20 protein-coding genes and 1 other RNA gene are annotated in these 26273 nt (G+C 69.6%); 8 read left to right on the forward strand and 13 right to left on the reverse strand.

The annotated features are described in order from the left end of the window. Nucleotides 1-155 precede the first annotated feature (155 nt). From ACO07H_RS20675 to ACO07H_RS20695, 5 genes are all read right to left on the reverse strand, one after another. Complete coding sequence (locus ACO07H_RS20675; protein ID WP_422017647.1) at nucleotides 156-1694, reverse strand: sodium:solute symporter; 1539 nt, start codon at nucleotides 1692-1694, stop codon at nucleotides 156-158. Continuing rightward, a complete protein-coding gene (locus ACO07H_RS20680; RefSeq protein ID WP_422017649.1) occupies nucleotides 1691-2578 on the reverse strand; it encodes an N-acetylmuramic acid 6-phosphate etherase in 888 nt (295 codons plus the stop codon). The genes ACO07H_RS20675 and ACO07H_RS20680 overlap by 4 nt, the downstream gene beginning before the upstream one ends. A gap of 17 nt (nucleotides 2579-2595) precedes the next feature. Beyond that, complete coding sequence (locus ACO07H_RS20685; RefSeq protein ID WP_422017651.1) at nucleotides 2596-5439, reverse strand: TonB-dependent receptor; 2844 nt, start codon at nucleotides 5437-5439, stop codon at nucleotides 2596-2598. Between the two features lie 36 nt (nucleotides 5440-5475). Further along, nucleotides 5476-6252: a GntR family transcriptional regulator gene (locus ACO07H_RS20690; protein ID WP_422017653.1), complete on the reverse strand. Its 777-nt coding sequence runs from the start codon at nucleotides 6250-6252 to the stop codon at nucleotides 5476-5478. 162 nt (nucleotides 6253-6414) lie between these two features. Then, entirely contained in the window at nucleotides 6415-7620 is a 1206-nt protein-coding gene (locus ACO07H_RS20695; RefSeq protein WP_422017655.1) for a serine hydrolase domain-containing protein, read from the reverse strand. Nucleotides 7621-7915: 295 nt separating this feature from the next. Between ACO07H_RS20695 and ACO07H_RS20700 the strand changes: the two genes are divergently transcribed. From ACO07H_RS20700 to ACO07H_RS20710, 3 genes are all read left to right on the forward strand, one after another. Beyond that, nucleotides 7916-9472: a methyl-accepting chemotaxis protein gene (locus ACO07H_RS20700; protein ID WP_422017657.1), complete on the forward strand. Its 1557-nt coding sequence runs from the start codon at nucleotides 7916-7918 to the stop codon at nucleotides 9470-9472. 24 nt (nucleotides 9473-9496) lie between these two features. Beyond that, nucleotides 9497-10081 carry a chalcone isomerase family protein gene (locus ACO07H_RS20705; protein WP_422017659.1) on the forward strand — a complete coding sequence of 195 codons (585 nt, stop codon included), beginning with the start codon at nucleotides 9497-9499 and terminating at the stop codon, nucleotides 10079-10081. A 91-nt stretch (nucleotides 10082-10172) separates the two neighbouring features. Then, nucleotides 10173-12509: an ATP-binding protein gene (locus tag ACO07H_RS20710; protein ID WP_422017661.1), complete on the forward strand. Its 2337-nt coding sequence runs from the start codon at nucleotides 10173-10175 to the stop codon at nucleotides 12507-12509. Here ACO07H_RS20710 and ACO07H_RS20715 read toward each other — a convergent pair. The 3 genes from ACO07H_RS20715 to rnpB all read right to left on the reverse strand — a co-directional run bounded on the left by ACO07H_RS20715 (nucleotide 12481) and on the right by rnpB (nucleotide 15138). Beyond that, nucleotides 12481-13383 (reverse strand): carbonic anhydrase, encoded by a 903-nt coding sequence (locus ACO07H_RS20715; protein WP_422017663.1) that lies wholly within the window; start codon nucleotides 13381-13383, stop codon nucleotides 12481-12483. The genes ACO07H_RS20710 and ACO07H_RS20715 overlap by 29 nt on opposite strands. Nucleotides 13384-13407: 24 nt before the next feature. Further along, on the reverse strand, nucleotides 13408-14622 hold the full coding sequence (locus tag ACO07H_RS20720; protein WP_422017665.1) for a multidrug effflux MFS transporter: 1215 nt from the start codon (nucleotides 14620-14622) through the stop codon (nucleotides 13408-13410). 67 nt (nucleotides 14623-14689) lie between these two features. Continuing rightward, an RNA gene (gene rnpB, locus ACO07H_RS20725) (RNase P RNA component class A) lies at nucleotides 14690-15138 on the reverse strand. A 37-nt stretch (nucleotides 15139-15175) separates the two neighbouring features. Between rnpB and cysK the strand changes: the two genes are divergently transcribed. After that, nucleotides 15176-16093, forward strand: a complete 918-nt coding sequence (cysK, locus tag ACO07H_RS20730) for a cysteine synthase A (RefSeq protein ID WP_422017667.1) — start codon at nucleotides 15176-15178, stop codon at nucleotides 16091-16093. 17 nt (nucleotides 16094-16110) lie between these two features. On the opposite strand, the gene ACO07H_RS20735 is transcribed toward cysK, so the two are convergent. The 4 genes from ACO07H_RS20735 to pyrC all read right to left on the reverse strand — a co-directional run bounded on the left by ACO07H_RS20735 (nucleotide 16111) and on the right by pyrC (nucleotide 20624). Further along, nucleotides 16111-17139: an FHA domain-containing protein gene (locus ACO07H_RS20735; RefSeq protein WP_422017669.1), complete on the reverse strand. Its 1029-nt coding sequence runs from the start codon at nucleotides 17137-17139 to the stop codon at nucleotides 16111-16113. After that, a complete protein-coding gene (locus tag ACO07H_RS20740; RefSeq protein ID WP_422017671.1) occupies nucleotides 17112-18482 on the reverse strand; it encodes a S1 family peptidase in 1371 nt (456 codons plus the stop codon). Before ACO07H_RS20740 ends, ACO07H_RS20735 begins: the two co-directional genes overlap by 28 nt. A gap of 214 nt (nucleotides 18483-18696) precedes the next feature. Further along, nucleotides 18697-19593: an NYN domain-containing protein gene (locus ACO07H_RS20745; protein WP_422017673.1), complete on the reverse strand. Its 897-nt coding sequence runs from the start codon at nucleotides 19591-19593 to the stop codon at nucleotides 18697-18699. After that, nucleotides 19590-20624, reverse strand: a complete 1035-nt coding sequence (pyrC, locus tag ACO07H_RS20750) for a dihydroorotase (protein ID WP_422017675.1) — start codon at nucleotides 20622-20624, stop codon at nucleotides 19590-19592. The genes ACO07H_RS20745 and pyrC overlap by 4 nt, the downstream gene beginning before the upstream one ends. A 74-nt stretch (nucleotides 20625-20698) precedes the next feature. Between pyrC and ACO07H_RS20755 the strand changes: the two genes are divergently transcribed. The 4 genes from ACO07H_RS20755 to ACO07H_RS20770 are packed head-to-tail and all read left to right on the forward strand — an operon-like array spanning nucleotide 20699 to nucleotide 25330. Further along, the gene (locus tag ACO07H_RS20755; protein ID WP_422017677.1) at nucleotides 20699-21823 is read left to right on the forward strand and encodes a hypothetical protein; all 1125 of its coding nucleotides are present in this window, start codon (nucleotides 20699-20701) and stop codon (nucleotides 21821-21823) included. Continuing rightward, on the forward strand, nucleotides 21823-23481 hold the full coding sequence (locus ACO07H_RS20760; RefSeq protein ID WP_422017679.1) for a substrate-binding domain-containing protein: 1659 nt from the start codon (nucleotides 21823-21825) through the stop codon (nucleotides 23479-23481). Before ACO07H_RS20755 ends, ACO07H_RS20760 begins: the two co-directional genes overlap by 1 nt. Then, a complete protein-coding gene (locus ACO07H_RS20765) occupies nucleotides 23478-24131 on the forward strand; it encodes a hypothetical protein (protein WP_422017681.1) in 654 nt (217 codons plus the stop codon). Before ACO07H_RS20760 ends, ACO07H_RS20765 begins: the two co-directional genes overlap by 4 nt. Further along, the gene (locus tag ACO07H_RS20770) at nucleotides 24128-25330 is read left to right on the forward strand and encodes a toxic anion resistance protein (protein ID WP_422017683.1); all 1203 of its coding nucleotides are present in this window, start codon (nucleotides 24128-24130) and stop codon (nucleotides 25328-25330) included. Before ACO07H_RS20765 ends, ACO07H_RS20770 begins: the two co-directional genes overlap by 4 nt. Here the strand turns inward: ACO07H_RS20770 and ACO07H_RS20775 are convergent. Then, complete coding sequence (locus ACO07H_RS20775) at nucleotides 25327-26259, reverse strand: LysR substrate-binding domain-containing protein (RefSeq protein ID WP_422017685.1); 933 nt, start codon at nucleotides 26257-26259, stop codon at nucleotides 25327-25329. The genes ACO07H_RS20770 and ACO07H_RS20775 overlap by 4 nt on opposite strands. Nucleotides 26260-26273 lie beyond the last annotated feature (14 nt).

A 26273-nucleotide genomic window follows, 5' to 3' on the forward strand; every position in this document is an offset into this window, starting at 1 on the left:
CCGAAAAATGTCCTTCATAAATAAGGACTTGCTTGATATTTGCGAAGTGACGCTTGAGGTGAGCCGGTATCGCGGGCCGGCATTTGCCCCCTAAAAAGCGAGCGGGCTCACCGGCCGGAACCGGTGAGCCCGCAGCTCGATGCAGGATTGGGAGATCAGCCGGGGGCCGTCTCGCGACCTGCGGCGCGGGGCCGCGACATGAGCCACAGGCCCAGGAACGTGAATGCCGCGTTCAGCAGCAACAGCTCCAGCCCGAAGCGGTAGCTGCCGAACAGGCGGGCCTGCGACAGCTCGATGGCCCAGCACAGCGCCGGTGCGGCCAGCGCGACCCAGGGCAGCGCGCCGCCGCGCAATTCGCGCTTCGCGAAGATGGCGAACGCGAACAGCCCCAGCAGCGGGCCATAGGTGTAGCCGGCCAGCTTCAGGATCAGGTTGACCATGCTGGGATCGTCCAGCCAGCGGAACGCCAGCGTCAGCAGCAGGAACACGCCCGCGTAGCCCAGGTGCACGCAGCGGCGGATGCGCGCCTTGGCGGCTTCGTCGAGGTCGTCGCGCTTCATCAGGCCCAGCAGGTCCAGGCAGGTGGAAGACGTGAGCGCGGTGATGGCGCCGTCGGCGCTGGGGAACAGCGCCGAGATCAGCGCCAGCAGGAAGATCAGTTGCACCCAGGCCGGCAGGTACTGCAGCACGACGGTGGGGAACAACCGGTCGCCCTGCGCAGCCACGCCATGCTGCTGCGCGAACAGGCTCAGCAGCCCGCCGAGGAACAGGAACAGCGCGACGACCACCGCCGTGATGGCCGCCATCAGCATCATGTTCTTCTGCGCGTCGCCCAGGCGGCGCACCGAGATGTTCTTCTGCATCATCTCCTGGTCCAGCCCCGTCATCGCGACGGCGATGGCCGCGCCGGCCAGCAACTGCTTGCCCCAGAAGCTGGCGCTCGCCGGGTCGTGCACGACGACGCGCGTCATGCCCGCCGCGTCCAGCGCCTGCCAGCCCTGCCACAGGTCCTGGCCCAGCGCATGCAGCAGCAGGCCCACGCAGATCAGCAGTCCGCCCAGCATGCCGGCGGTCTGCAGCGTGTCGGTCCAGACGATGGTCTTGACGCCGCCCTCCATCGTGTAGAGCAGGATCATCATCAGCACCACGGCGGCGCTCAGCCAGAAGGGCATGCCCATGCGCTCCAGCACCATGTCCTGCAGCACGCGCACGACCAGATACAGCCGCGCCGTCGCGCCCAGCGTGCGCGACAGGATGAAGAAGCTGGCACCGGTGCGGTGCGCCGAGGTGCCCAGGCGCAGCGCCAGCAGCGTGTAGATGGAGCTGACGTTGAAGCGGTAGTACAGCGGCAGCAGCACGAACGCCACCAGCGCATAGCCGATCAGCTGCCCCGCGATGATCTGCAGGTAGGCGAACTGGCTGCCCGCCACCATGCCGGGCACGCTGATGAAGGTGACGCCGGACAGCGACGTGCCGATCATGCCGAACGCGACCAGCAGCCAGTGACTGCTCTTGTTGCCGACGAAGAAGCTGGCGTTGTCGGAGCGCCGCGCCGTCCACCAGGCCACGCCCAGCAGCACCGCGAAATAGGCCAGCACCACCCCCAGCAGCAGCGGCGCGGACAGCGCGCCTGCGCTGGGCATGGCCGCAGCGGTCGTGGCACCGGCGTCCTGGGCAGACAGCGGGAGGCTCACAGCGGGTCCTGTATGGCGCGGCGCAGGCTGCCGGACCGTGCGGCCAGGCGGGCGCGGGCATCGTCCGGGGCCAGGTCGCACTGCAGCGCGACGACGGCCGTCTTCACCTCCAGCGCGCAGGCCTGCAGCGTGCGCGCCGCGGTGCACTGCTCGGCGCCGGTCAGGCGCACGACCAGATCGACGGCGCGGGCCACCAGCTTCGCATTCGTGGCCTTCAGGTCCACCATCAGGTTGCCGTGCACCTTCTCCAGCAGCACCATCAGGCAACTGGACAGCGTGTTCAGCGCGATCTTCTGCGCCGTGCCGGCCTTCAGCCGCGTGCTGCCGGCGATGACCTCGGCGCCGGTGGCCAGCACGATGGCGTGCTCGGCCAGCCCGATCATGGGCGCGCCCGGGTTGTTGACGACGGCGATCGTCAGCGCGCCCAGCGGCCGCGCCGCGCGCAGCACCGCCATCGCATACGGCGTGCGGCCCGACGCGGCGATGCTGATGACGACGTCCCGCGGTGTCGGCGCCAGCGCCAGCAGATCTCGCTCGGCCAGCGCGGCGTCGTCCTCCGCGCCCTCGACGGCCTGGTGCACGGCGCCCGGCCCGCCGGCCAGCGAGGCCACGGCGCGCTCGGCCGGCCAGGAGAAGGTCGGCACCAGCTCGACGGCGTCCAGCAGCGCCAGCCGCCCCGACGTGCCGGCGCCGAAGTACAGCAGCCGGCCGCCTTCGCGCAGTCGCGGCGCGGCGGCGGCCGCGGCGGCGGCGATCTGGTCGCTGGCGCGCAGCGCAGCCGCGACGGCGCCCTGCTGCTCGGTGATGAAGCGCCGCGCCATGTCGGCCGGGCTCAGCGTGTCCAGGTCGGCGTGCGCCGTGGAGACGGTTTCGGTGGTCTGCATGGGCATCGCGGCGGGTGTCAGAACTTCATGCGCACGTTGACGTAGTACTGGCGGCCGCTCTCGTACCAGTTGGACGGCGCGTTCTCGGTCAGCATGTAGGTGTGGCGCACCGGGTTGTTGAGGTTGTTGGCGTCGAAGGTCACGCTGACCTGCTCGGTGAACTTGTAGCCCAGCGACAGCGCCAGCGAACCATAGCCCTTGAAGTAGTGCAGGCCGTTGATGAGGTAGTTGCCCTTCAGGTCCTGCTTGGTGACGCCGGAGCCGTCGCCGATGACGGTGTAGGCGTAGTCGTCGCGCCAGTTCCAGGCCAGGCGGGCGTTGAACTTGTCGTTCTCGTAGAAGCCGACGAGGTTGTACGTCCACTTGGAGCTGCCCAGCATGGGCTGGCCGTCGGCGTCACGCGAGCTGACGTAGGTCGCGTTGGTCGAGAAGCCAAAGCCCTGGCCGACCGGCATCTCCAGCGCCACCTCGGCACCGTTCAGCCGTGCGTTCAGGCCGATGCGCTTGGTCAGCGTGTACTGGCGCATCGTGCCGGGGGCCGACGGGTCTTCCAGCGTCGCGACCTCGGTGACGGGCTTGACGTAGTTGCTCAGGCGCTGCGTGAACAGGCTGCCGCTCAGCGATGCGCGCGGCGCGAAGTACCAGGCCAGCGACAGGTCGCCGTTGTTGGCCGTGATGGGCTTGAGCAGCGGGTTGCCCATGCTGGCGATCAGCGTGTTGCTGTTGATGGTCAGCGCGCCGGCCAGTTCGTTGTAGTTCGGGCGGCCCAGCGAGCGGCTCACGGAGGCGCGCGCGACCAGCTTGCTGTCGACATCCCAGCGCAGGTTCAGGCTGGGCAGCCAGGCCGTGTGCTTGGTGCTGGTGGTGGCCGGCACGAAGGTGCCGAAGCGCGAGCCGACGATGGCGCCGTTGACCGTGCAGGGCGCCAGCGCCGCGCAGATGTTGCCGGGCAGCTGCGTGTACGAGGTGGTGTCCACCTGGGTCTGCACCGCGCGCAGGCCGACGTTGCCGGACAGCTTGTCGGCGTCGAACTCGGTCATGGCGTACAGCGCGTTGCTGGTCTCCTTCAGGCCGTAGCCGCTGTTCCACTGCTTGCCGCCGACGGGGTCCCAGTACTGGTACTTGTCGGCGAACGCGGCGAGCTGGCTCTGGTCGAAGCGCAACAGGTTGCGTGGGAAGGTGCCGTCCAGGCCGCTGGCGTAGTCCGACGGCAGCGCGGTGGCCGGGTTGGGCAGCGACATCGGGTAGGCCGCCTGGTTGATCAGCGCGCCGCCGGTGATGGCGGTCGTGAACGGCGCCGTCGCGCCGGGGGCGTCCTGCAGCGTCCAGCGGCTGGTGATGACGTCCACGTCGCGCTTGTGCACGGCGCTGCGCAGGCCGAACTTCAGGCTGCTGAACAGGCCGTCGCCGAGCTTGAGTTCGCCGTCGGCATGGACGTAGTTCTCCTTGTCCAGCGACGTGATCGCCGGCAGGTTGGCGTTCATCAACTGGTAGTTGGCGATGTTGGACAGGTCGATGGCCTTGCCGCTGGCGTCGCTGATGCTCCAGTCGGTGGGGCGCGTCGTGTTCATCTGCCACGCCACGTTCGGGTTCACGACGGCCAGCACGATGTTGGGCTGGCGCGAGGTGTAGCCGCCGCCTTCGGTGGTGCCGATGCGGCCCGTCAGCGTCAGGTTCTGCGTGGGCGTGTACTTCACGTCCACGTCGTAGAACCTGGACGTGGAGCGCGCGCCGTCGCGCAGGAAGTGGTCGTACTCCAGGCCCAGCGCGTTGGTCGTCGAGCCGGTGGGGCGCGTCAGCTTGCCGCCGGTGATGACGTCGCCGTCGATGACGGCGTTGCTGAGCTGCCAGCCGCCGGCCATCAGGTTGTTCAGCGTCAGGAAGCCGGAGCTGTTGTAGTTGATGGCCTTCAGCTCGGAGCTGAAGCCGCTCAGCGACAGGTCCAGCTGGTCGGTCGGGCGCCACTGCAACGCCAGGAAGCCGCCGGTGCGCTTGCGCTCACCCTCGAACATCGTCGTGTTGAACTGGTTGGGCAGGCGCTTGCCGACCAGGCCGGCGGCCGTGGTGGCATTGCCACCGGCCAGCGACAGCGCCTGCGCGCTGGTGAGGGCCGTGTAGCTGAAGGTCTCCTGGCCGTCGCGGCGCAGCGAGCGGTCTTCCTTGAACGCCTGGGCGATGACGCCGAAGCGCTTGTCCGGCGACTTCCACGACAGCAGCACGCTGGCCTGCGGGTCGGTCTTGCCGGGCAGGTCGCTGTAGACGGCGCCCAGCGCCGCCTCGCCGCTCAGGCCCACCTTCATGTCCAGCGGCTTGCGCATCAGCACGTCCACGCTGCCGGCCAGGCCGCCTTCGGTCAGGTCGGCGCGCTGGTTCTTGTAGACCAGCGTCTGGCCGATCAGTTGCGACGGCAGCAGGCCGAAGCCCACGCTGCGGCTGGACACGGCGTTGCCGGCCGACTGGTCGCCCACGTGCCAGTCGCCCGCGGACACGGCGTGGCCGTTGATCGTCACGAGGTTGAGGCTGGGGGCCGTGCCGCGGATGGCGACGCGCTCGGCCTCGTCCATCGCGTTGGCGCCGCCGTACTGCACGTTGACGCCGGACACGCGCGAGATCGCGTCGGCGATGTTCTTGTCCGGCATCTTGCCCACGTCCTCGGCCGAGATCACCTCGACGTTGGTGTTGGCATTGCGCTTGGCCGTCATCGACTTTTCGAGTGACGCGCGGATTCCGGTCACGACGACGGCTTCGAGCTGCTGCTTGCCGTCCTTGTTCTCGTCGGCGGCCTGTTGCGCCGAGACGGCGGCATGCAGCGACAGCAGGGCCACGGCCGTGGCGACGGCGTGCAGGGTGGGGGCTTTCATCGATCTCTCCTCGTGGGGCTCGGCGGGGCCGAGGGGTCAGGTGTCAGGGGCGCCGATGCGCATCTCGACGACGTAGTCGTAGCGGTCGCCGCGGTAGGTGGAACGCGTCCATTCGACGGGGCGGCCGTCGGCGCTGTAGGAATGGCGCTCGGTCTCCAGCACCGGCGCGCCGACGGCGATGTGCAGCAGCTCGGCGATGCGCGCATCGGCGATGGCGGCGCGCACGCGCTGCAGCGCGCGCTCAGGCGGGCGGCCGTGGCGGCGGATGGCGTCGTACAGCGAGGTGCCGAAGTCGGCCGTGCCGCCCACCAGGTCGGCGCCGACGACGGCCAGCTCCACGGCGATGCGCTCGTCGTCGGCCGTGCGCACGCGCAGCGCCCGCACGACGCGGTCGGTCAGCGACAGGCCCAGCGTGAACGCCTCCTGCGGCGACGGCGCGACGACCTTGCGCTCCAGCCACAGCGAGCCGGGTGCCATGCCGCGGCGGCGCATGTCGTCGGAGAAGCTGGCCAGCTCGGTCAGCGGCTCGACCATGCGGCCGGCGATGAAGGTGCCGCTGCCCTGGCGCACGGTCAGCACGCCCTCGCCGGCCAGTTCGTCGACGACGCGCCGGATGGTCTGGCGCGACACGCCCAGGCGCTGCGCCAGCTCGCGCTCGGGCGGCAGGCTGCGGCTGGTGGCGAGCTGGCCCTGCTGGATCAGCTCGCGCAGCCGGGCGGCGAGCCGGAAATACAACGGCCCCGCGCTGGACGCATCGGGCGTCAGCTCGCGGCTCAGGGCAGCCATCAGTTCGTCGTCGTTAAGGGTTTTCATGGGGCGTCGGTTGGCGCAATGTGGCGCTTTTGGAACGCAATTGGAGCGTACCAATTGAGAACCATTTGGCACATGCGGGGTTACACGTAGATCGATATTCGGAAAAGGAGCAAGGCCGGCGGGCAGGTCTCGCGGCGCCGGCCCGGCGCCGAACCGGGATGCTCAGCGCGCGGCGCCTGCGTCCAGCGCCTGCAGCACTGCCGTGTGGATGGCGATGCGCGCCGGGACGATCTGGCGGTTCTCGCGCGACGGATTCACGCGGTTGGTCAGCAGCACGACGAAGGCCCGGCGCGAGCGGTCGATGTAGAGCGACGTGCCGGTGAAGCCGGTGTGCATGACGGCGTCCGGCGACGCCAGCGGGCCGGCAAACGGGCTGGCGTTGCCCTGCGGCGTGTCCCAGCCCAGCGCGCGCGAGCTGCCGGGCGGCAGGTCCTGGCGGGCCATGAACGTGTCCACCGTCTGCGCCGTCAGCAGCCGGCCGCCCGGCATGCGGCCGCCGTCGAGATAAAGCTGCGCCAGCCGCGACAGGTCGGCCGCGGTGGAGAACAGCCCGGCATGGCCGGCCACGCCGCCCATCAGGTCGGCGCTCTCGTCGTGGACGGTGCCGCGCACGAGGCGGTGGCGGTACTGCGTGTCCTGCTCCGTCGCCGGGATGCGCGGCAGCAGCGCCGCGGCCGGGTTGAAGCCGGTGTCGCGCATGCCCAGCGGCCCGAAGGCGCGCTCGGCGAGGAAGCGGTCCAGCGGCTGGCCGGACACGCGCTCGACGATCTCGCCCAGCAGGATGAAGTTCTCGTCGCGGTAGACGTCGTGCGTGCCCGCAGGCCGCTCGACGGGCAGCGCATGCACCAGCGTCAGCAGCTCGGCGCGGCTGCGCGCATGTTTCCACAGCAGCATCGGCGACGGCAGGCCCGAGCTGTGAGACAGCAGGTGGCGCACGGTGATGTCGGCATGCCCGGCCGGCCCGGCGAACTCGGGCAGGTAGCGCACGACGGGCTCGTCCAGCTTCAGCAGGCCCTGGTCGACCAGCAGCGCGACGGCCGTCGTCGTCGCAGCCACCTTGGTCAGCGAGGCCACGTCGAAGACGGCATCGACGGGCATGGCCGGCGCGTCGGGCGACGCGTCCAGCCGGCCGAAGCTTTTCAGTGCCACCAGCCGGCCACCGACGCCCACCGCCAGCACGGCGCCGGGGAAGGCCTGCCGGGCGACCCAGGCATCGACCTCCTGGAAGGCCGCGGCGAACCGCGCCTCCTGGGCGGGCGCGGCAGCCACGAAAGGCGCAGCCGCGGGCGGCGTCGGCGGGTTGACCTGGCAACCGCTGATGGCGATGGCCGCCAGCAGCCCGGGCAGGCATCTGAGGGAGGAATGCATCGTTCTGGCGACGAAAAGTGAAGGCGCCGCAGCGTACGGCCAGCCTCCGGCCAATGCCATCGACAAACAGCCCTGGCCCATAGATTGAAGTCATACCGCCCGGCGCGCACGCACGACGCCATCGGGCAAGCAGCGCACGATTTGCCGCACAAGTCACGCCACCGCCGGTTCCGTGGCCGCCAAGAATCGCTCGTGCGCATGAATTCTGCTGAAATTTCAGGCCGTTCCATCGACACCCGCCGGCATTCAAGAACCCGAAGGGGGGTGCTTCGCACCACCACAACAAGGCTGCCACATGACGTTCTTGTCCCATATGCGCATCGGCCAGCGCCTGCTCGCCGGCTTCGCCGTCGTGATTGCCTGCCTGATGGCCATGGCAGCCCTGGGCTACTTCGGCGTGCAGACGCTCAACGGCGAGATCGGCCGGCTCATCAGCACCGACTACAAGGCCGTGGCGCTCGCCAACCGGGCCAAGGCCGAACTGGGCGACGCGACGCGCAGCATGATGACCACGCTCATCATGACGGGCGAGGAGCAGATCAAGAAGGAACTGGACACCGTCGCCAGCCTGATGGCCTCGCACGAGAGGACCATGGCCGAGCTGAAGCCGCTGCTGACCGACGAGGCCAGCCAGGAGCAGCTCAAGGCCGTCGAAGAGGCTCGCGCCCGGTTCCTGCCTGCGCAGGCCTCGTTCGTGAAGACCGTGGCCTCCGGCGACACGGAAGGCGCGCCGCTGAAGTTCCAGTTCTCGGTGCGCGCCGCGCAGGTCAAGTACCTGTCCGCGTTGGACAAGCTCGTCGAAGCCCGCAACACCGCCATGGAGGCGGCGGGCCAGAACTCCAACCGCGTGGCCGGCAAGACCGCCCTGCTGCTGCTGGGACTGGCCGTCGCGGCCATCGCGGCCAGCGTGCTGACCGGGCTGCTGATCACGCGCGGCATCGTCGTGCCGCTGCGCGGTGCCGTCGCCGTCGCGCGCAAGGTGGCCTCCGGCAACCTGACCAGCGAGATCGCCGTTCGCAGCCATGACGAGACCGGCGAGCTGCTGCAGGCGCTGCACGACATGAACGAGAGCCTGAAGGGCATCGTGGGCCGCGTGCGCGAGGGTACCGAATCCATCTCCTCGGCCTCCAGCGAGATCGCCAGCGGCAACCTGGACCTGTCGGTGCGCACCGAGGCGCAGGCCGCGTCGCTGGAGCAGACGCTGTCGGCCATGAAGGTGCTGACCGATGCGGTGCAGCAGAACGCGCAGAACGCCCAGCAGGCCAACCAGCTCGCCCAGGCGGCATCGGCCGTCGCCGGCGAAGGCGGCGCGGTGGTCGCCAAGGTGGTGACGACCATGGGCGGCATCGACGCGTCGTCCAAGAAGATCGTCGACATCATCAGCGTCATCGACGGCATCGCCTTCCAGACCAACATCCTGGCGCTGAACGCCGCGGTCGAGGCGGCGCGTGCGGGCGAGCAGGGCCGCGGCTTCGCGGTCGTGGCCGGCGAGGTCCGCAGCCTGGCCGGCCGCAGCGCCGACGCGGCCAAGGAGATCAAGCGCCTCATCGCCGATTCGGTCGAGAAGGTGGCGCAGGGCAGCCAGCTCGTGGCCCAGGCCGGCGAGACCATGCAGGGCGTGGTGGCGAGCGTGCAACGGATGACGGACATCATGGGCGAGATCACGCACGCCAGCGCCGAGCAGAGCGCCGGCATCGAGCGTGTCACGCATACCATCCATGACATGGACAAGAGCACGCAGCAGAACGCCGCCCTGGTCGAGGAGGCTGCGGCCGCGGCCGACTCGCTGCGCGCCCAGGCCCATGGCCTCGAAGAAGTCGTCAGCCTCTTCAAGCTCGAAACGGCGCGCTGACACGCCCCCAAAACAGGAGACTCCATGAAGACGCACATCGCCATCCGCTGCATCGCCGGCTTCGCCCTCGCCCTCGGCCTGGGTACGGCGCAGGCCATCGACGTCGGCGGCCTGAAGTTCGACGACACCGCCAAGGTGGCCGGCAAGGAACTCAAGGTCAACGGTGCGGGCATCCGCACGCGCGTCATCATCAAGGTCTACGCGCTGGTGCTGTACCTGCCGGAGAAGAAGGACACGCCGGCCGGCGTGTTCGAGAGCGCCGGCCCGCGCCGCTTCAGCCTGGGCCTGCTGCGCGAGGTGACCGGTGACGAGCTGGGCCAGGCCTTCATGGCGGGCATCACGGCCAACACCGACAAGGCCGAGCGCTCCAAGTTCGTCAACCAGCTCGCCCAGTTCGGCGAGGCCTTCGTCAACATCCCGTCGGCCAAGAAGGGCGACGTCATCAACGTGGACTGGGTGCCCGATACCGGCACGGTGATGACGCTCAACGGCAAGCCCATCGGCGAGCCGCTGAAGGACCTCGGCTTCTACAACGCCGTGCTGAAGATCTGGCTCGGCGACAAGCCCGTCGATTCGTCGCTGAAGCCCCAACTCCTGGGCAAGGTCTGACTCCCGATGCCCGCAGTAGCGCGCCACGCCGCCCCCGCGCCGTGGCGCTCTTGTTTTTCGCTGCCACTCGCTGTGGCAGCATGACGCCATCTTGAGCCGCAAGCCCTCCTCCTCGCTGTTTGCCGCGCTCGCGCTGGGTGCCAGCATCGGCCTGCTGCTGCCGGCCCTCATCGTCGGCGGCCTGTTCATCGGGCTGCGCGAATCCAAGGTGGCCGAGCAGGCACTGCAGCGCGACCTCGATGCCAAGCTCGACGTGCTGGCCAGCAGCCTGCCCGAGCTGCTGTGGAACCTGGACGCCGTGGCCGCGCGTGAAGTCGTGTCGGCCATCGTCAAGTCGCCCGAGGTGGTGCGCGTCAGCGTCAGCGATGCATCGCAGGGCCTGCCCTTCATCGAGAACCACCTGCCCGAGCGGCGCCTGGGCCAGACGCTGACCGGCGAGCGTGACATCCTGCGCGGCACCACGCGCATCGGCCACATCCAGATCGAGATCGACGACCACATCAGCACGACGGCCGTGATGCGCCAGCGCTGGCTTTACGGCGCCACGGTGGGCGGCCAGTTGCTGGCGTCGCTGGCGCTGGTGCTGTGGCTGCTGAACTCGCGCCTGTTCCGCCCGCTGCGCGAGCTGGGCGGCTTTGCCAACGACCTCGCCGAGGGCCGCTTCAACGCCCAGCTCGAACACACGCGCCAGGACGAGATCGGCCTGCTGGGCGGCCACCTGGAGCACATGCGCGACGCGCTGCAGCAGCAGTTCGACGCGCAGCGCGCGCTGATCGAACGGCTGCGCGGCATGGCCGAGACGGTGCCCGGCGTCGTCTACCAGCTGCGGCTGGCGGTGAACGGCGAGTTCAGCTTCGCCTACGTCAGCGAGGCCGTGCGCGAGTACTTCCTGCTCGGCAGCGCCGAGCTGACGCGCAGCGCCGCACCATGGTTCGAGCGCATCCATCCCGACGACCGCATCGCCGTGCGCGAGAGCCTGCTGGCCTCCGCGCGTTCCTTGAGCCCCTGGCAGCAGGAGTTCCGCACGCCGCAGGCCGATGGCAGCGAGCGCTGGCTGTACGGCAATGCCATCGCGCAGCGCGAGGCGGATGGCAGCGTGCTGTGGCACGGCTTCCTGACCGACATCTCGCGCCAGCGCCGCGACGCGCTGGAGCTGGAGCGCTACCGCCACCACCTGGAAGAGCTGGTGGCGGCCCGCACGGCCGCGCTGGCCGAGGCCACCGAGGCCGCGCAGGCGGCGAGCCTGGCCAAGAGCGCCTTCCTGGCCAACATGAGCCATGAGATCCGCACGCCGATGAATGCCATCATCGGCCTGACCTACCTGGCCCAGAGCGACACCATCGAGCCCGATCAGCAGCAGCGGCTGCAGAAGGTGGCGAACGCCGCAGAGCATCTGCTCAGCGTCATCAACAACGTGCTGGACTTCTCCAAGATCGAGGCCGGCAAGGTGCAACTGGAGCTGCGCGAGTTCACCGTCGACCAGGTGCTGGACAACATCGCCAACATGACGACGCAGTCCGCCGCCGCCAAGCGGCTGCGCGTGGAAACCGACATCGTGCCGGCGCTGCGCGGCCGCCCGCTCATCGGCGACCCGCAGCGCATTGCCGAGGTGCTGCTGAACTTCGCAGGCAACGCGGTCAAGTTCACCGAGAACGGCTTCGTGCGGCTGGCCGCGCGCCTGGCTGGCGCCGATGCCGGCCCGCGGCTGACGCTGCGCTTCGAGGTGCAGGACAGCGGCATCGGCATCGCCCCGCAGGCCCAGGCGCGCCTGTTCCGCGACTTCGAGCAGGCCGACAGCTCCACGACGCGCCGCTACGGCGGCACCGGCCTGGGCCTGGCGATCTGCCGGCGGCTGGCCGAGCTGATGGGCGGCCAGGTCGGCGTCGACAGCGACCTGGGGCGCGGCAGCACGTTCTGGTTCACGCTCGAGGTCGGTACCACCGCCGCGGCCCCCGCCCTGCCCGCGATGCCGTCCCGCCCGCACTCGGCCCGCGAGCGCCTGGCCGCCCTGGTGCAGGCCCATCCGCGCCGGCTGCTGCTGGCCGAGGACAACCCGGTGAACCAGGAGGTCGCCGTGGCGCTGATCGGCAGCGCAGGGCTGGCGGTGGACGTGGCGGCCGACGGCCTGCAGGCCATCGAGATGGCCAGGACCGGCGACTACGCGCTGGTGCTGATGGACGTGCAGATGCCGGTCATGGACGGGCTGGACGCCACCCGCGCCATCCGGCTTCTGCCCGAGGGCGCCACACTGCCCATCCTGGCGATGACGGCCAACGCCTTCGACGAGGAGCGCCAACGCTGCCTGGACGCCGGCATGGACGACCACGTCGCCAAGCCGGTCGTCGCCGAGCAGCTGTTCTCGACGCTCTACGAGTGGCTGTCGGGCGAGCGCACCACCGTCAAGGGGCGGCGCCCAGCGACTCCTTGATGAGCCGGCCCGAGCCCGCCTGCAGCGGCCGCGCGTTCATCGGGTAGAGCCGCGCAAAGACGCCGATCTGCTGACCCGACAGCGCCACAGGCTGGCGCATGACCAGCCACAGCACGCCCTCGGTGCAGGGCGGCTCGGTCAGCGAACCCATGTAGGTGTAGTAGCCGCGCTCGGCGGGCAGCAACTGGTTCAGGTCCAGCTGTGCCTGCGCCTGCAGCGCCTCGCCTTTTTCCAGCGGCAGGTTGGCCCAGACGGTCTGGATGAAGGGATGCGGCTTGTCGTCGCGCCCACGCTCCAGCAGCACGGCGACCGTGGCCAGGCGGCCCTGGGCATCCTTGTGCGTCAGGTGCACCGCCATCTCGAACTGATGGCCGTTGATGCGCTCTTCACCGGGCCGGTGGAAATGGAACTCCACGAGCTCGTAGCGCCGGCCCATGACCGTCAGGCCATTGCCGGGTGCGACGTTGACCTGGATGGTGTGGCCGTTGTCCAGCACCGAGAAGGCGCTGGCGCGGTAGTCGAAGGCGATCGGCTCCTGGTCGACGGCGAGCGTGTCGCGGATGTCGATGGGGCTCTGGCGCGTGCCGACGGCGCAGAGCTTGTTCTGCGGCGCCAGTTCGGCCCAGCGGTCGGGGCCGATGTCGCCCGTGTAGCCCCAAGGCACGGCCACGGCCTTGGCCCCATCCGCCTTGGCCGCGTTGGCCGGTTTGGGCGCCGCCTTGGCCGCTGGCTTGCCCTTGGTCGCCGCGCCGCCTTCACCCGGCGTGGACAGGCGCTCCGCCAGCCGCTGGCGCAGCACGTCCACGGGTTCCTGCGCCTGCGCAGCCGCGAGCGCAGCCAGCAGCGCAGTGATCAGCCAGCGCTTCGTCTTCATCCCGGTGATTTCGGCGCCGCCGCGTCAGGCTTGAGCCGCGATGGAGCGGCGCACGCCGTACCAGGCCACCAGGCCCACCATCATCAGCGCGCCGGACGTGAGCGCCAGCGCGACGGTGGAATGCATGACCAGCGGCACCAACACGCCGGCCACCAGGCCGTTGGCCGCCGAGCCGATGCAGGCCTGCAGCGACGACGCCATGCCGCGCCGCTCGGGCACCTGGTCCAGCACCAGCAACGTCACGACCGGCACCATCATGGCCCAACCGAAGGAGAACAGGCCGATCAGCGGCAGCGCCCAGAACGCGCTCAGTGGCAGGAACAGGTTGAGCGCGATGTTGACGACGGACACCGCCACCATGATGCGAAAGCCCCGCATGATCTGGCGCTGCGGCGACATCCTGCCGGCCAGCCGGCCGCTGACGGCGGCGCCGGCCATGATGCCGCCGATGGTGCACAGGAAGAACCAGAAGAACTGCGTCGGCGCGAACTGCAGGTGCTCGCCCAGGAACACCGGCGTGGCCAGCACGTACAGGAACATGCCGTTGAACGGGATGCCGCTGGCCAGCACCAGCATCATGAAGCGCTTGCTGGTGCACAGCCGCCAGTACTCGCGCATCAGTGCACGGACGTGGAAGGGCTGGACCAGCCCCGGGTGCAGCGTCTCCGGCAGCAGCCGCCAGTTCGACACGAACAGCGCCGCGCCGACGAAGGTCAGGAACCAGAAGATGGAGTGCCAGTCGGCATGCACGAACAGGAAGCCGCCCACGATCGGCGCGATGGCCGGCGCGACGCCGAAGAACAGCGTCACCTGCGACATGACGCGCTGCGCGTCCGCCGGCGGGAACATGTCGCGGATGATGGCCCGCGACACGACGATGCCCGCGCCCGCCGACATGCCCTGCACCGTGCGCCAGAACACCAGCTGGCCGATGGACCCCGCCACGGCGCAGCCCAGGCTGGCGAGCGTGAAGACCGAGAGGCCGATCAGCACGACCGGCCGGCGTCCGAAGCAGTCCGACAGCGCGCCGTGGAACAGGTTCATGAACGCGAAACCCAGCAGGTAGGCCGAGAGCGTCTGCTGCATCTCCACCGGCGTCGCGTTCAGGGCCGCGGCGATGCCGGAGAACGCCGGCAGGTAGGTGTCGATGGAGAACGGCCCCACCATGGCCAGGCAGGCCAGCAGCACGGACAAGGCCCATCGGGGCGCGCGCCACAGGCGGCTGGCATCAGGATTCATCGGTCAGCGTCGAAGGCAAAGGCTGCAGTCTATCGACGCACCCGCCGGACTGACGAAAGAAAGAAAAGTGTGAAGCAAGCCGATAGGCCGGATTCTGTGCACCGCCCTCCCCTTGCGGTTCGGACGGCGTGACCGCCATTCCTCTGGGCCGGACATCGCTGCCCGGCTCGGTGCCACCTACCCGCCAGCTCTGCGAGCCGCATCAACGCTGGCCTACTTGGTGTTGCTGCGCGTAGAGATTGCCCGTTTCACCCAAGGCGGGCCCTTGGCCCGCCTTGGGTGCTACGCGGTTCGCGCTTGCGCGCGATGGTGCGAGGCTTTCGCCTCACCCCACACCAGCTTGCGCTGGCGCCGCATAGACCACCTCATGACGGGGGCCTGCCTTGACTCGTCTCTGTTGCTCTGATCCTCGGCTTTCGCCGGGCAGCCGTTAGCTGCTACGCCGCTCTGTGCAGTCCGGACCTTCCTCCAGGGCCATGTTTCCATGCTTGCCCCAGCGGCGGTCTGGCTTGCTTCACACTAGCGATTATCCCCGCATCCCCAGGAGCGCCCCATGAAGGCCCAAAGCGTCCTCGACACCATCGGCAACACGCCCCACATCCGCCTGCAACGCCTGTTCGGCGGCGCCGAGGTGTGGGTCAAGTCGGAGCGCAGCAACCCCGGCGGCTCGATCAAGGACCGCATCGCGCTGTCCATGGTCGAGGACGCCGAGGCGCGCGGGCTGCTGCAGCCCGGCGGCACCATCATCGAGCCCACCTCGGGCAACACCGGCGTGGGCCTGGCGATGGTGGCCGCCGTCAAGGGCTACAAGCTCATCCTCGTCATGCCCGACAGCATGAGCATCGAGCGCCGCCGGCTGATGCTGGCCTATGGCGCGAGCTTCGACCTGACGCCGCGCGAGAAGGGCATGAAGGGCGCCATCGCCCGTGCCCGCGAGCTGCTGGAGACGCACCCCGGCTCGTGGATGCCGCAGCAGTTCGAGAACGCCGCCAACCCGGCCGTGCACGTGAAGACGACGGCGCAGGAGATCCTCGCCGACTTCCCCGAAGGCCTGGACGCGCTCATCACGGGCGTCGGCACCGGCGGCCACATCACCGGCTGCGCGCAGGTGCTCAAACGCGCGTGGCCGCAGCTGAAGGTCTACGCGGTGGAGCCGACGGCGTCGCCCGTCATCAGCGGCGGCCAGCCCAGCCCGCACCCCATCCAGGGCATCGGCGCGGGCTTCATCCCGGCGGTGCTGGACACGGCGCTGCTGGACGGCGTCATCCAGGTCGAGGCCGAGGCGGCGCGTGAGTACGCGCGCCGCTGCGCCCGCGAGGAAGGGCTGCTGGTGGGCATCTCCAGCGGCGCGACGCTGGCGGCCATCGCGCAGAAGCTGCCCGAGCTGCCCGCGAACGCACGCGTGCTGGGCTTCAACTACGACACCGGCGAGCGCTACCTGTCGGTGGACGGCTTCCTGCCCCAGGGCTGAGGCCGCGCGGCACCGCCTCACTCGGCGGTGTCGTCGCTCTCGAAGCCCTCGTTGTCCTTGCGCGCCTGGCGCTGCAGTTCCGCCTTCAGCGGCTTCAGCGACTCGATCAGATCTTGCGGCGGCTTCGGCGAGGCCAGGCGCAATGCGGGCGGCGGCAGGCTGGCGAGGTAGGACGGGCCGAACACGTATTGCTGGTCCTGGCGGCTGCCGATCTGCAGGCCCAGGCCCAGCACCAGCAGCGCGGCGATGCCGCCGCCGATGATGCGCGTGGCGCCCGGCCACACCAGGCGTGCATGCCAGGCCACCAGGCCGGCGATCGCGATCGGCGTCGCCAGCGCCAGCAGCGCGAGCAGGCGCGGCCAGGACAGCGAATAGGCGACGGCCGGCAGCGCCCAGTCCAGCAATTCCATCGCACAAACGACGATCAGCACGCGGCGCAGGTGCGTGGCGAACGGGAAGCGGTGCTGGAACAGTTGGGTGGCCAGCGACCACAGCCCCGCCCAGCCCAGCACGAAGGCCAGCGGCGCAAGCAGCGGCATCGCGTAATCCACCCAGCGTGAATCGGGGTCCACGGCACTCCAGCGGTCCACCCACTGCAGGCACAGCATCAGCAGCAGCAGGCCCGGCAGCGCGGCCCAGTGGTAGCTCTCGTGGGCGATCAGCACCTGCTCGGGTGCGAGCGCGTCCGCGCTGGTGCGCAGCCGCAGCGAACTGCCGGCGAGTTGGAAGCCACCGCCCGGCGGCAGCAGCGCTTCATCGCCGGCGGCCAGGCGCTGGCCGCCCACGGTGCCGCCGTTGCGGCTGTCCAGCAGCTTGAGCTGCACACGGCCTTCGGGCGTGAGCTGCAGCTCGGCATGCTCGGCGGCGAGGTGGCCGTCGTCCAGCACGATGTCGCAGGCCGGTGAGCGGCCGATGCGCACCGGCCAGTGCGTCACGCGCTGCACGAGCACGGCGCGGCCGTCGCGGCCCAGCAGCTCGACAACGGCGGCAGGGGAGGAAGCGGGCGAGTCGGTGGGCATCACTTGGCCTTGCTGGTGTTCGTCCATGCGAAGCCTCCCAGGTAATGCGCCGCGAGCTTGAGCGCGTTGTCGAAGCTGACGCCACGGGCGTCGAAGCGGCCCAGCGCGCCTTCGGTGGACGAATCCACCGTCGTCACCAGCACGCTGAGGTCGTGCAGGCCCTCCAGCTTGCGGTAGGCACGCAGGCAGACGACGGCACGCAGCGGCAGGCCGTCGCGGTCGACGAACTGCTCCTTGCAATACGGCGCGGTGCGCGCCTTGTCGGCGTTGCCCAGCCGCTCGTTGCGAAAGCTCCCCGAATACTGGCGCGAGAAACGCAGCGCGCCGAGCTTGGTGCCGTCGTAGGCCTCGTGCGACATGTCCAGCCAGCCGGTCTGCAGGTTGCCGCTGACGAACAGCGCGTGGTCCATGCGGCATTGCGAGCGCTCGAAGTCCAGGCCCTTGGTGTCGGCGGCCGTGCTGTTGCCCCAGCAGCGCATGAAGTCCTGCCGCGGCACGGGCAGCCGGTAATGGCTGTTGTTGGCGCTCTCCCAGGGCGCGGCCAGGAAGCGCGTGACGAGCTCGTCCTGGTAGCGCGTCAGCTGGTCGCGCAGGCGCGCCCAGGCGGCTGTGCGGATGGGCTTGGCGGTCATGCTGCGCTTGACGAGGCTCTCGGCGAACTCGCCCGGCACCAGGAAACTGACCTGCTGCGCGAACAGCAGCGTGGACACGTTGACGCCGACGACGCGGCCGTCCTCGTCCAGCACCGGCCCGCCGCTCATGCCGGGGTTGATGCCGCCGGCGTAGTAGATCAGCGGGTCGAAGCTGCGCTCGACCAGGCCGTTGTAGTTGCCCTCGACGACGGCGAAGGCCACGTCGTGCGGGTTGCCCATCGAGTAGATGCGTTCGCCCTTGGCCAGCGGCTGGCTCTGCGGGCGGAACTGCAGCGCGCCGCGCCCCTTCAGGCCACCGCCCTTGCCGTCGTCCACCGCGCGCAGCAGTGCCAGGTCGCGGCGGGCGTCGAAGTCCAGCAGCTCCAGCGCACCGCCCTCGCCCTCGGTCGTTGCGTAGCGCAGCCGGTAGCTGTCGGGCTCCAGCGCGAACTGGCTGATGACGTGGTAGTTGGTCACCACATGGCCGTCGTCGCTGACGACAAAGCCCGAGCCCACCGAGGCCTGGCTGTCCTGCGTCTTCAGCAGCGTGCGGATCTGCAGCAGCTGGCCCTTGCTGCGCTCGTACAGGCGCCGCGCGCTGGCGGACACGTTCTGCTGCGGGGTGGCTGGGACGGACGCCGCGGGCGCCGCAGCCAGCGGAATGAGCGGCGCCGGCGGTGACTGCGCGCTGGCGGCAAGGGCGAGGCCGGCGAACGCCAGGCCCAGCAGGGGCTTCAAACAGGACTTCAAACAAGACCTCCCATGGAGGGCGCCGATGCTAGCTGCTTTGGCGAAAAGGCCCAGGCGCCCGCGCAGAAGGCACGCGATGAACACGCTGCCCACCGGACAGGGCTGGCCTGCACCGGCAGCGGTGGCAAAGCGGCGCGGGCGACCCAAACGGGCAAGCCAGGTGCCCGCACGTCGCCAACGGGCCGTGCCCGACCGGGCGAAATCATCCGTGGCCGAAGCGCACCTGGTTGGGCTGCTTTTCCGGCTGGAGCTGGAAGGCCTGCGGATGCTTGCGGAACAGCTTGGTGGACGGCGCCGTCTTGGGCAGCAGGCCGGCGTCCTTCAGCACCTTGGCAGCGGCGCCGAGGTCATGCCACTGGCCGTCAGCCAGCTTGGGCAGCATGGCGAGGATGGCGTTGATCTCCTTCGCCGCAGCCACGTGGGCATCGACCGGCGGCGCAGGCACGGGCGTGGCCTTGGGTGCGGGCGCCGGGGCCGGCCTGGCTGCCGGCTTGGCCGCAGGTGCGGGTGCGGGTGCGGGTGCGGCCACGGGCGCTGCTGGTGCTGCTTGGGGCGCAGGCTTGGGCGCGGGCGCTGCGGCCTTGGGCGGCGGGGCTGCCTTCGCGGCACGCTTGGGCGCGGCGGCCTTGCGGGTCGACGCGCTGCGCGAGGCCGGCTTGGCCGCCGACCTGCCGCTGTCGTGGGCCAGTTCGTTGAACTGGTCGTAGATCTGGATGACGCCGTCGCCCGTCTTGCCCTGCTGGCCGAAGCCGCGCAGCCAGGCGCCCTTTTCGCGCAGGCGCAGCACCAGCGGCGCGAAGTCGCTGTCCGATGACACCAGCACGATGACGTCGGGCTTCTCGCTGATGGCCAGCTCCATCGCGTCCACGGCCAGCGCGATGTCGGTGGAGTTCTTGCCGATGGCGAGGTTGACGATGGCGCGCAGGCCCAGGCGCTTCAGGAAGGCCTGCTGGTGCAGCGCCTGCTCGGCGTTGCAGTAGGCGCGGCGGATGTGCGCGGCGCCGTAGTCCTTGAAGCACATCTGCAGGGCTTGTTCGATGACGTCGGTGGCGACGTTGTCGAAGTCCACGAGGAAGGCAACTTTCTGTTGGGCGTTCATGAGATCAATTTCCAGTTCAGCGTTTCGCCGCCACGCAGCGGCTTGAGTTGCGCCTCGCCGAACGGCACGGCGCCGGGCAGCGTCCACGGCTCGCGCCTGAGCGTGACGGTACCGCTGTTGCGCGGCAGGCCGTAGAAGTCCGGGCCGTGGTGGCCGGCGAAGGCGTCGAGCTTGTCCAGCGCGCCGATGCCCTCGAAGGCCTCGGCATACAGCTCCAGCGCCGAGACCGCCGTGAAGCAGCCGGCGCCGCAGACCGAGTTCTCCTTGAGCTGCGCCGCGTGCGGCGCGCTGTCGGTGCCCAGGAAGAACTTCGGCGAGCCGGACGCCACCGCCTTCAGCAGCGCCTGGCGGTGTTCCTCGCGCTTGAGCACGGGCAGGCAGTAGTAGTGCGGGCGCAGGCCGCCGGTGAACAGGGCGTTGCGGTTGTAGAGCAGGTGCTGCGGCGTGATGGTGGCGGCCGTGAAGCGGTCGCTGCCGGTCACGTACTCGGCCGCCTCCTGGGTCGTGATGTGCTCGAACACGACCTTCAGCTCCGGCATGGCCGCGCGCAGCGGCTGCATGACCCGCTCGACGAACACGGCCTCGCGGTCGAACACGTCGATGTCGGCGTCGGTCACCTCGCCGTGCACCAGCAGCAGCAGGCCTTCGCGCTGCATGGCCTCCAGCGTCGCGTAGGTCTTGCGGATGTCGGTCACGCCGGCATCACTGTTGGTGGTGGCGCCGGCGGGGTAGAGCTTCAGCGCGACGACGCCGGCGTCCCTGGCGCGCCTGATCTCGTCCGGCGGCGTGTTGTCCGTCAGGTACATCGTCATCAGCGGCTGGAAGTCGCTGCCTTGCGGACGTGCTGCCAGGATGCGTTCACGGTACGCCGCGGCCTGCGCGGCGGTCGTGACCGGCGGGCGCAGGTTGGGCATGACGATGGCCCGGGCGAACTGCCGGGCCGTGTAGGGCAGAACGCTGGCGAGCGCCGCTTCGTCGCGCAGGTGCAGGTGCCAGTCGTCAGGCCGGGTGAGGGTCAGGGTGTCACTCATGGCGGGATTGTCGTCGCCGGGCGGCCCGGGTTCGGTGACACTGCGCACACATCGAAAGGAGCCTGCATCCCCTCATGAACAACGCGAAGCGTCTCATCGGTACCGTGGTCCTGCTGGCGCTGTTCGGCGGCGCCCTGTTCTTTGCGTTGCGCGCCAATGACGAAACCCGGCAAATCGCGCAGGAGCAGGCGGCCATCGCCAGCGCCGAGCCGCTGAAGGGGCTGATCGCCGTCGATGTGGAGCCGTTCTTCAAGGACGAGCGGGTGACCAAGGCGCTGGCGGGCGCCAGGCTGCCGGTGCAGGTGGTGCGCGTGGGCAGCCGAGACATGGCGACGCGCATCGGCGCGGCGGACCAGCCCGACTTCTTCATCGCCAGCGGCGTCGTCGCCGCCAACATGATTGCCGACGCCGCCCGCAAGGCCGGCAAGACGGCCACGCAGACCTCGCCCTTCCACACGCCACTGGTCGTCGCCTCGTGGGAGCCGGTGGCCAGGATCCTGGCTGCCAACGGCATGGCCAAGGCGATGGCACCCAAGGTCTACAGCCTGGACATGGAGAAGCTGACGCAGGCCATGCTGGCCAAGCAGCGCTGGCGCGACCTGAAGGCCAGCGGCGACTACGCGGTGTCGCGCAGCGTGCTGGTGAGCACGACCGACATCCGCCGCAGCAACTCGGCGGCGATGTACCTGGCGCTGACGTCCGCGGCGCTGAACGGCGACGTGGTGGCCGACCGCACCGCCGCCCAGAAGTACGCGACGCAACTGGCCGAGCTGTTCAAGCGCCAGGGCTTCCAGGAGAACTACGTCAACGGCGCCTTCGACGACTACCTGGCCATCGGCATGGGCAAGACGCCGCTGACCTTCATCTACGAGGCGCAGATGGTCGCCCAGGCGCAGCGCGGTGGCGTGCGGCCGGAGATGGTGCTGATGTACCCGCAGCCCACCATCGTCAACAAATGGGTGCTGGTGGCGCTGAACGAGCGCGGCAAGCAACTGGCCGAACTGCTGGCGACGAACAAGACGCTGCAGGCGGTGGCGCTGGAACAGGGCTTTCGCACCGGCGACACCGCCGCGTTCGCCGAGGCCGCGAAGACCGCCGGCCTCGCCGTGGATGTGAAGCTGAACCAGGTCATCGACCCGCCAGGGTTCGACCTGATGTTTGAAATGATCGACATCGTCAGCCGGGAGATGAACCAGTGATGCGCCGTGCCGTCTTCCTGTTGGCCTTCAGCCTGCTCGCTGCCTGCGGCAAGAAGGCTGAAGAACCCGCCCCGCCCACGGCCACCGTGCCGGCCAGCGCTCGCGCCACGCTCCAGGTGCTGGCCACCAGCGACCTGAAGGACATCGAGCCGCTGGCGGCGCAGATCCGCGCTGCCACCGGCGTGGACGTGCAGTTCCGCTTCGGCGGCACGATGGAGAGCACGCAGGAGGTGCTGAGCGGCGACAGCGGCGACAAGCCCAGGCCCGACGCGGCCTGGTTCGCCAATGCGAAATACCTGCTCAGCGACGCGGCCGGCCAGGGCAAGGTCAAGCTGCAGGAAAAGATCATGTTGTCGCCCATGGCTGTCGGCGTCAGCAAGAGCGACGCGGCGAAGAACGGCTGGGACAGGCCCGATGCGAAGCTGACCTGGGCCGACATCACCCGCGCGGCCAAGGCCGGCAAGCTGCAGTACGCGCTGTCCAACCCGGCCACCAGCAACCAGGGCTTCATGGCGCTGCTGGGCGTCGTGGCGGCGGCCGGCGGCAAGGGCGAGGCACTGACCGCCGCCGACGTGGACCGCGGCGCCATCGCCGACTTCCTGAAGGGCTACAAGATCGTGGGCGATAACTCCACGTATCTGGCCGAGCAGTTCATCAAGGGCCAGGGCACCCGCGCCAACGCCTTCATCAACTATGAAAGCTGGCTGCTGAGCCTGAACGCGAGCGGCAAGCTGCGCGAGCCGCTGCACCTCATCTACCCCTACGAGGGCGTGGCCACGGCCGACTACCCGTTCATGCTGCTCAATGAGGCGCGGCGCGCCGACTACCTGAAGGTCGTCGACTACCTGAAGGGCGACGCCGCGCAACTCTGGCTGGCACGCCAGACGCTGCGCCGGCCGATGCGCGCCGAGTTGGCGGCGCAGGTGGCCGACCTCCTGCCGGCGCGCGGCGTGCAGGTCGAGCTGCCGTTCTCGCCCGACCGGCAGCTCGCCGACGGTCTCATCGACGCCTACCTGAACGAGTTCCGCCGCCCCATCGCCAGCACCTTCGTGCTGGACACCAGCGGCAGCATGCAGGGCAAGCGGCGCGAGCAGCTCGTCGAGGCCATCCACTACCTGGCCGGCGCCGACGCGTCGCTGACCGGGCGCGTCGCCCAGCTGACCAACCGCGAGCGGCTGTGGTTCCTGCCCTTCAGCGACCGCGTGCGCGAGCCGGTGGCTTTCGAGATACCGGCCGGCAGCAGCACGCTCAAGGGCGTGCAGCCGCAGGTGGACACCGAGGCCAAGCTGGCCGAGCTCAAGCGCGTGCGCGACGCCGCCGACGGCCTGCAGATGACCGGCGGCACCGCCCTGTACGACGCCGTGCTGGCCGGCCTGCAGCAGATGCTGGACGAGCGCAAGCGCCATCCCGACTACCAGTACTCGGTCGTGGCCTTCACCGATGGCAAGAGCAACACGGGCCGCAAGCTGGACGACTTCCGGCGCGCCTACGAGCAACTGCCCGAGGACGTGCGCGGCATCCCGGTGTTCATGGTGCTGTTCGGCGAGGCGGCCGAGGGCGACCTGAAGGCACTGGTGGAGATCACCGGCGGCAAGGTCTTCGACGCGCGCAAGACGCCGCTGTATGCGGTGTTCAAGGACATCCGGGCGTATCAATGAGCGGACTGTTCCGATGGTTGAACGCGCCGGCCAACTGGGCTGGGCTGCTGGCAGCGACCGGTGTGCTGGTGCTGAAGGCGCTGGGGTTTCTCGGCGGCTGGGGCCTGGGGCTGGCGGCGCTGGGCTATGTCGCCGGCCTGCTCGGCGGCGCGCTGTGGTGGGGCTGGCCCAGCACGAAGCAGGACGACTGGGAGGCGCTGAAGTTCGAGGACGAAGGCGACGCCCGCGAGGCCATGGGCCGGGCGCTGAGTGGCGTGCGGCGGCTGACCGAGCACAACCCCGGGCAGCGCATCCCGTTCCAGCTGGCACAGCGCATCCAGCGCCTGTGCGAGCGGCTGGAAGGCCTGCTGGACCAGTGGGAGCGCAGCAAGGGCCAGCTCAGCCTGCAGGAAACCTTCCATGCGCGCCACATCGCCATCAGCTACCTGCCCGAGGCGCTCAACACCTACCTCGGCATCCCGCAGCAGTTCGCCACCACCAAGCTGCTCGCCAATGGCAAGACGGCGCAGACCACCTTCGAAGGCGTGCTGGCCGAGCTGGAGCTGAAGGTGGAGCAGCTCGGCGACGACCTGGCCTCGCAGGACGCGCAGGCCTTCCTGCGCCACAGTGAATTCCTGAACCAGAAGTTCGGCCCCAAGGACATCGCATGACCACGACGACCACGACCACGCCCCCCACGTTCACGCTGACCCCGCCCGAGGTCATCACCCCCGTGCAGCCCGTGGCCGCCGTGGAGGCGGTGCCGCTGAAGACCGAGGTGGCCGACCAGGTGGACGAGCAGGTGCGCCGCTTCATCGACGCACTGGAGAAGGAGGACCTGCACAGCGAGCCCTTCAAGGCCAAGCTCGACAGCGCCTTCCAGCTCGGCCGCCAGGAGATCAGCGTGGCCGCCGGGCTGATGCAGGGCAGCCTGATGCAGCGCAACTTCGTCGGCGCGACGGACACGCCGGCCTACAAGGCCATTGCCGCCATCCGAGGCCAGTTGGACGAGCTGAACCCGGGCAAGGAAGGCGACCTGCTGCAGCCGCGCAAGCTGCTCGGGCTCATCCCGTTCGGCAACAAGCTGGAGGCCTATTTCCGCAAGTTCGAGTCGGCCAGCTCGCAGCTGCAGACGGCCATGACCCAGCTCTACGCGGCCAAGGACGACATCCAGAAGGACGTCATCGACATCGAGGCCACGCGCGGCAAGCTGTGGGACGCGATGCAGGCGCTGGCTGCTGCGGCCCGCTTCGCGCGCACGCTGGACACGCGGCTGGCCGAGCGTGTGCAGCAGCTCAAGGCCGGCGACCCCATGAAGGCCAAGGCGCTGGAGCAGGAGGTGCTGTTCTACGCGCGTCAGAACCTCGCCGACATCCAGACCCAGCAGGCCGTCTGCGTGAACGGCTACCTGGCGCTGGACGTGCTGAAGAAGACCGGCCGCGAAATGATGATCGGCTGCGACCGCGTCGCCACCACCGGCATGAGCGCGCTGGCCGTGGCCCAGACCGTGGCGCGTGCCACCGGCAACCAGATCGAGGTCATGCAGATGCTGCAGGGCGTCAACAAGACCATAGCCGACCTCATCCACCAGACCGGCACGGCGCTGAACCAGCACGTCGACGCGACGGCCGAGTTCTCGGCCAACCCGATGCTGGGCATCCAGCAGATCCAGTCCATGTTCGACCAGACCTTCCAGGCCATGGACGCGATGGACAACTTCCGCAGCCAGGCCATCGCGACGATGGGCACGAACAACCAGCTGATCCGGGAACAGCTCGCCCGCTCCGAGACCTACCTGGACCGCGTGCGGCAGCAGCAGGCCAGGGCGGCGGTGTCCGCCGGGGCCATCGAGGGCCCCGTGAAGCTCTAGGCAGCCAGATGAGCGGCCAGCAGGCCGCTCAGCCAGTCCATGAACACGCGCACGCGCCGCGGCGTGTGGCGGCGCTGGCTCATGACGAGCTGCACCGGCATGGGTGCCGGCTCGTAGCCTGGCAGCACGCGCACCAGGCGCCCGTCCGCCACGGCCGCCCGCATGCCCACGCACGGCGCCTGCACGATGCCCATGCCGGCCAGCGCGGCGACCTCATAGGCGTCTGTGTGGTTGACGGCGACGCGCGCCGGCAGCGCCAGGCTGTGCGAGCGGCCGTCGGCGTCCACCCAGTCGAAGCGCGCACGGCGGTCCGTCCAGGCCTGGCTGTAGTGCACCAGCTCGTGGCCTTGCGCGAGCAGATCGTCGGGCGTGGCCGGCGTGCCGCGCGCGGCGAGGTAGCCGGGGCTCGCCACGTTCATCATCGTCATCTGCCCCACCGGCTTGGCGACCAGCATGGGGTCGTGCACGGCGCCCACGCGCAGCACGCAGTCGAAGCCCTCCTCCACCAGGTCCACACGCCGGTCCGTGCAGCTCAGCTCGACCTGCAACGCCGGATGCGCGGCCAGGAAGTCCGGCAGCGCCGGCAGCACGAGGTCCAGGGCCAGGCGCACCGGCAGGTCCACGCGCAGCCGGCCGCTGAGCTGTTGGTCCTGCTGGAACAGCGCCTCGATCTCGCCGGCTTCGGCGAGCAGGCTGCGCGCGCGCTCGGCCAGCAGTTCACCGTCCGACGTGAGGCTGACGCGCCGCGTCGTGCGCTGGAGCAGCCGCGTGCCTAGCCGCGCCTCCAGTTCGCGCACGACCTGGCTGACGCGGCCCTTGGGCAGGCCCAGCTCGTCCGCCGCGCGGCTGAAGTGCGCCAGTTGCGCCACCTGAAGGAACACACGCAGCGCGGCGAGGTCGATATTGGGTGACGTTTTGAGCATAGTCATTTCTTGTTGGTCGA

Origin of the sequence: Roseateles sp. (assembly GCF_965229315.1) — a bacterium.
Lineage (GTDB): Bacteria > Pseudomonadota > Gammaproteobacteria > Burkholderiales > Burkholderiaceae_C > Pelomonas.

What these genes read in the sequence shown, in the direction of transcription:
- ACO07H_RS20700 (WP_422017657.1), top strand. Translation starts at nt 7,916, where the DNA reads ATGACGTTCTTGTCCCATATGCGCATCGGCCAGCGCCTGCTCGCCGGC.
- cysK (WP_422017667.1), top strand. Translation starts at nt 15,176, where the DNA reads ATGAAGGCCCAAAGCGTCCTCGACACCATCGGCAACACGCCCCACATC.
- ACO07H_RS20735 (WP_422017669.1), bottom strand. Translation starts at nt 17,139, where the DNA reads ATGGACGAACACCAGCAAGGCCAAGTGATGCCCACCGACTCGCCCGCT.
- pyrC (WP_422017675.1), bottom strand. Translation starts at nt 20,624, where the DNA reads ATGAGTGACACCCTGACCCTCACCCGGCCTGACGACTGGCACCTGCAC.
- ACO07H_RS20745 (WP_422017673.1), bottom strand. Translation starts at nt 19,593, where the DNA reads ATGAACGCCCAACAGAAAGTTGCCTTCCTCGTGGACTTCGACAACGTC.
- ACO07H_RS20760 (WP_422017679.1), top strand. Translation starts at nt 21,823, where the DNA reads ATGCGCCGTGCCGTCTTCCTGTTGGCCTTCAGCCTGCTCGCTGCCTGC.
- ACO07H_RS20755 (WP_422017677.1), top strand. Translation starts at nt 20,699, where the DNA reads ATGAACAACGCGAAGCGTCTCATCGGTACCGTGGTCCTGCTGGCGCTG.
- ACO07H_RS20680 (WP_422017649.1), bottom strand. Translation starts at nt 2,578, where the DNA reads ATGCAGACCACCGAAACCGTCTCCACGGCGCACGCCGACCTGGACACG.
- ACO07H_RS20715 (WP_422017663.1), bottom strand. Translation starts at nt 13,383, where the DNA reads ATGAAGACGAAGCGCTGGCTGATCACTGCGCTGCTGGCTGCGCTCGCG.
- ACO07H_RS20720 (WP_422017665.1), bottom strand. Translation starts at nt 14,622, where the DNA reads ATGAATCCTGATGCCAGCCGCCTGTGGCGCGCGCCCCGATGGGCCTTG.
- ACO07H_RS20765 (WP_422017681.1), top strand. Translation starts at nt 23,478, where the DNA reads ATGAGCGGACTGTTCCGATGGTTGAACGCGCCGGCCAACTGGGCTGGG.
- ACO07H_RS20705 (WP_422017659.1), top strand. Translation starts at nt 9,497, where the DNA reads ATGAAGACGCACATCGCCATCCGCTGCATCGCCGGCTTCGCCCTCGCC.
- ACO07H_RS20695 (WP_422017655.1), bottom strand. Translation starts at nt 7,620, where the DNA reads ATGCATTCCTCCCTCAGATGCCTGCCCGGGCTGCTGGCGGCCATCGCC.
- ACO07H_RS20690 (WP_422017653.1), bottom strand. Translation starts at nt 6,252, where the DNA reads ATGAAAACCCTTAACGACGACGAACTGATGGCTGCCCTGAGCCGCGAG.
- ACO07H_RS20770 (WP_422017683.1), top strand. Translation starts at nt 24,128, where the DNA reads ATGACCACGACGACCACGACCACGCCCCCCACGTTCACGCTGACCCCG.
- ACO07H_RS20685 (WP_422017651.1), bottom strand. Translation starts at nt 5,439, where the DNA reads ATGAAAGCCCCCACCCTGCACGCCGTCGCCACGGCCGTGGCCCTGCTG.
- ACO07H_RS20775 (WP_422017685.1), bottom strand. Translation starts at nt 26,259, where the DNA reads ATGACTATGCTCAAAACGTCACCCAATATCGACCTCGCCGCGCTGCGT.